This is a genomic window from Sulfurovum sp. (assembly GCF_041551015.1).
GTDB lineage: Bacteria > Campylobacterota > Campylobacteria > Campylobacterales > Sulfurovaceae > Sulfurovum.
Window position 1 is genome coordinate 1 of sequence record NZ_JBFENQ010000149.1, and the last position, 4,098, is coordinate 4,098.

At 35.1% G+C, this 4,098-nt stretch carries 3 protein-coding genes; 2 read left to right on the forward strand and 1 reads right to left on the reverse strand.

All coding sequences use genetic code 11. The features are described 5' to 3' along the window. Positions 1 to 607: 607 nt before the first annotated feature. A complete protein-coding gene (locus tag ABZC96_RS08765) occupies positions 608 to 2,167 on the forward strand; it encodes an EAL domain-containing protein (protein ID WP_373030523.1) in 1,560 nt (519 codons plus the stop codon). Beyond that, positions 2,160 to 2,699 (forward strand): diguanylate cyclase domain-containing protein, encoded by a 540-nt coding sequence (locus ABZC96_RS08770; protein WP_373030525.1) that lies wholly within the window; start codon positions 2,160 to 2,162, stop codon positions 2,697 to 2,699. The genes ABZC96_RS08765 and ABZC96_RS08770 overlap by 8 nt, the downstream gene beginning before the upstream one ends. A 14-nt stretch (positions 2,700 to 2,713) precedes the next feature. Here ABZC96_RS08770 and ABZC96_RS08775 read toward each other — a convergent pair whose 3' ends face one another. Continuing rightward, entirely contained in the window at positions 2,714 to 3,967 is a 1,254-nt protein-coding gene (locus tag ABZC96_RS08775; protein WP_373030527.1) for an arsenic transporter, read from the reverse strand. Between the last annotated feature and the right edge of the window lie 131 nt (positions 3,968 to 4,098).

Here is a 4,098-nt window from a genome sequence, read left to right on the forward strand (position 1 = left end):
AAGGTGCACTTCTATCAAAGTGATTAAATAGATCTTCTATTCTATCAGCAGTTATATCAATGAGTATATCACCGTTAGTATTACGTTCATACCGACTGAGAATATCTTTCTTCATTATCAATCCCATTACTCTAAGTATTTATGATTAGATATTATATACAGAACGGACTGAAAAAATGAGTAGAGTAGGGGGGGAGCATAAAAGACACTTTCCTTTCCTCTCTATTCTTCTATTACTACACTTCCGAATTATAACATTTTTAGTATCTACAACTATAAAACTATACATATAAAGCTTGGTATAAACAAGGTGTTTCTTCACGAAATAAAATAAAATAGTTAATGTTTCAAGTAAACATATTAATTAATATAATTTGTATCAATTTGTAGTAACTTTCTTAATTAGTTAATTTTACTAAAAAATATATCAGGATACAAATAACGCATAAGTTCCTATATAACGACTAATAAGACCCATATTGCAATGTTACTACGACAAGCTTGACATTTGTAGTAACATTTATGTATAATATATTTATAAGGTTTAGATTTTCCAATTACTGGAATCTCTCAATAAGAAAAAGTTTAATAAAAATCGGAGGGTAAGATGCCAATCAGAACGATCACTGACAAGCAGTACAAAGGTGTCAGTGAACTCTATCGTAAATCTGATGGTCAGGTTACAGGTTACTACGTTACCTATAGAGATATTGATGGCAAACCGATTAAAAAAAGAGTAGATGCAGAAACTAGAGATGAGGCACTACTTAAACTGATGGAAATTAAACAAGAAGTCGACTTAGACAAAAAAGGAAAGAATATGAGTGCAACTCTTCCTCAGCCAGCCAAAAAAATTCTGGCTAATGTACATGAAAAAAAGCAACCTTCTGTTTCTGTATTAAAAAAAACAATGCAAGATCACCAGACGGTAATCTCTGCATATAATGGGATAGCAATAGTTTCACTGATCGATATCGTTGCATTTGACGATATCAATATCCTCTATGGTTATGAAATAGGTACAAGGATAGTAACTGAAATGCAAACTATAATAGAAGATACATTGTTGAAAATGGATGCTAACGGCGTATTTAGTAAACACAGTGTCGAACTGTTCTCTTATGAAATGTATCATGTGTATGCAGATAAACTCTGTTTATTCATAAAAAATGATTTTAGTCATCGTCTGCTTGATCTTATCGTTAAACAGTTATCATCAAAAATCTCAAATCACAAGTTCTTTATCTCTGATGAGAGTCACATTCATATCAATACGACTTTTGGTGCAACTAAAGCAGAAGGGTCAATGAGTTTACTCTATGCAGAAAAAGCACTACAGGAAGCGAAAAAGTCTCATAGTAATTATATTTTTTATGACACTTATTCTATCAATAAGAATGAACATATTTTAAATAAAGTCTATGAGACACTACTTGATAATATTAAACATGAGACGGTAACTCCATATTTTCAAGGGATCTTTGATGTCGAGGATAGCACTGTCCCATACAAATTTGAAAGTCTTATGAGACTTATGGATAGTGAAGGACGTGTACTCTCACCAGCAGCATTTATGGAAAAATCAAAAGAGTATCGTCTCTATACACAGTTAATGTCTCAGATGATAAAAAAAGTCTTTGATGTGATGGACCAGCATGAAGTTGCTATGACTTTGAATCTCTCATATATTGATATCAACAATAGTGAACTCTGTAATACATTGATGCGTCAGATAAAACAAATGAAGGTTGGCAGTCGTTTAACCGTTGAAATAGTAGAGAGTGAACAGATTGAAGATCTAGAACATGTGAATGAATTTATATTTGCCCTTAAAAAACTTGGTGTACGTATCGCTATAGATGACTTTGGAAGCGGTTTTTCAAACTTTGATAACATTGTGAATCTTGATATCGATTATGTCAAGCTTGATGGTTCGTTAGTATCGAAAATACATGATAACAAATACAGAATCATTTTAGAGAATATGGTGAATATCTGTCATGATCTCGGGATCAAGACTATTGCCGAATATATTAGTGATGAGAGTATTATGAGTTTAGCAAAAAGTATCGGTGTTGACTACTTACAGGGACATCATCTACATAAACCATCACATTGGAATAGTGTTACGGAAACATTTGGATTTGAAGGAGCTAGAAGTGCATAACGATCAAGACAAACTTGTAACTGTTGCAGAGCTAAATAAGCTTAAGTCTGAAATGATTTTATTGTGCAATCAACTTTATTCAGATGATATCTCACAGAGTAAAAATCGATTGTGGCTATTTAAAAATAAACTGAATAATAATGAAACATTTAATGATTTTGGATTTTTGGTAAGCATTAAAATCTCAGAGTATGCATCCATTGTAAAAGAATATGATTCAAATGTGGGGAATAAACTCTTAAAGTTAGTCAGTGATTATATGATACGTTATATGAAAGATAATCATATTAATTTTGAGATTGTTCGTTATATGGAAGATAACTTTTTAATCTTCATACATGGTATTAATGAAGAGGAAGTAGAACAGACGATACTGAATATGCAAAGAAGTATGGAAAATTATAAGTTCAAACATCGCAGAAAGATGTTTAATCTGAGCTTCTCTTCAGCTGTGATGCAATATATAGAAAACGAATCGTTCTCTTCGGTACTTGATCAGTTGGATGAAAAACTGTTTGAGAACATCATGTAATCGTCATTTGACGATTACAATAAACCTAACAACGCTACGAACAATACCGGTGGGGTGATTACAAGACCCACTTTCATATATTCTCCCCAACCTATCTTTACACCTTTTTGTGCAAGTACATGTAGCCATAGTAGGGTAGCAAGTGAACCGATAGGTGTCATTTTAGGCCCTAGGTTAGAACCTAGTATATTTGCGTAGGCTAAGGCATTATGTCCCGCTTCATCGATTGCTATATCCATGATCATAATGGTAGGCATGTTGTTCATGATGGAACTGAGTCCTGCTGCGAGGAACCCTGTACCTATGACAGCAGTAGCATGACCCATTTCTTGCATATCGTTGATGATAACAGCTAGGTAAGAGGTCAATCCAGCATTTTTAAGTCCGTATACGACCACATAAAGTCCTATGGAGAACCAAACAACCTGCCATGGTGCAGACCTAATAGTTTTCAATGGTTGAACTGCTTTATGATAATTTGCAATGGCTAAAAAGACCAATGCACCACCTAATGCAAAAAGAGAGACAGGTAGGTCAAAATAGTCACCTATGAAGTACCCCATCATTAAAAGCGCCAAGAACCACCAGCTGAGTTTGAACATCGTTTGGTTTTTGATGACAGACTCTGGTGTGGCCAAGTTCTGAATATCTAACTGTTTAGGTATATCTTTTCTAAAATAGATCCAAAGTACTACAAGAGATGCGATGATAGCCAGTAGGTTAGGTAAGAACATTGTCTTAGCATATTCCCAAAAACCTATATCAAAATAACCTGCAGTGACGATGTTTGTAAGGTTTGAGATCACAAGTGGGTTGGAAGCACTGTCGCCTATGAATCCACCTGCCATGAGAAATGCAAATATAGCCAGGGGTTTCATATTTAAGTGTTTCATCTTTGCCAAAAGAATAGGTGTAAGGATAAGTGCTGCCCCATCATTAGCAAAGAAAGCTGCAACCAATGCACCTAATAACAGTATGTAGACAAAAAGTAAGTTTCCGTTACCACCACTGAGTCTTGCCATTTTGAGCGCTGCCCACTCGAAGAAACCTATCTGATCAAGTACAAGTGAAAGAATAATAATGCCTATGAAAGCCAATGTCGCATCCCAAACAATCTCTGTTACCGTAATGACATCGTCAAAACTCACTACACCAAGGATCAAAGCAGCAATAGCCCCAATGATAGCAGTAGTACCTATCTGCAAACCTTTTGGCTGCCAGATAACAAAGATGAGGGTAATGATGAAAAGGGTAGAGGCTAACAGCATGGGTCGTTCAGTACTTTTGATTTAGCAAGGGCTGCTTCGATCTCTTCTTTACTGACATCACCTGAAAGATCAAGTGCGACATCACCATCTTTCCCACTGACTTGCATGTTGGTGATCTTCTTTTTTGTGTC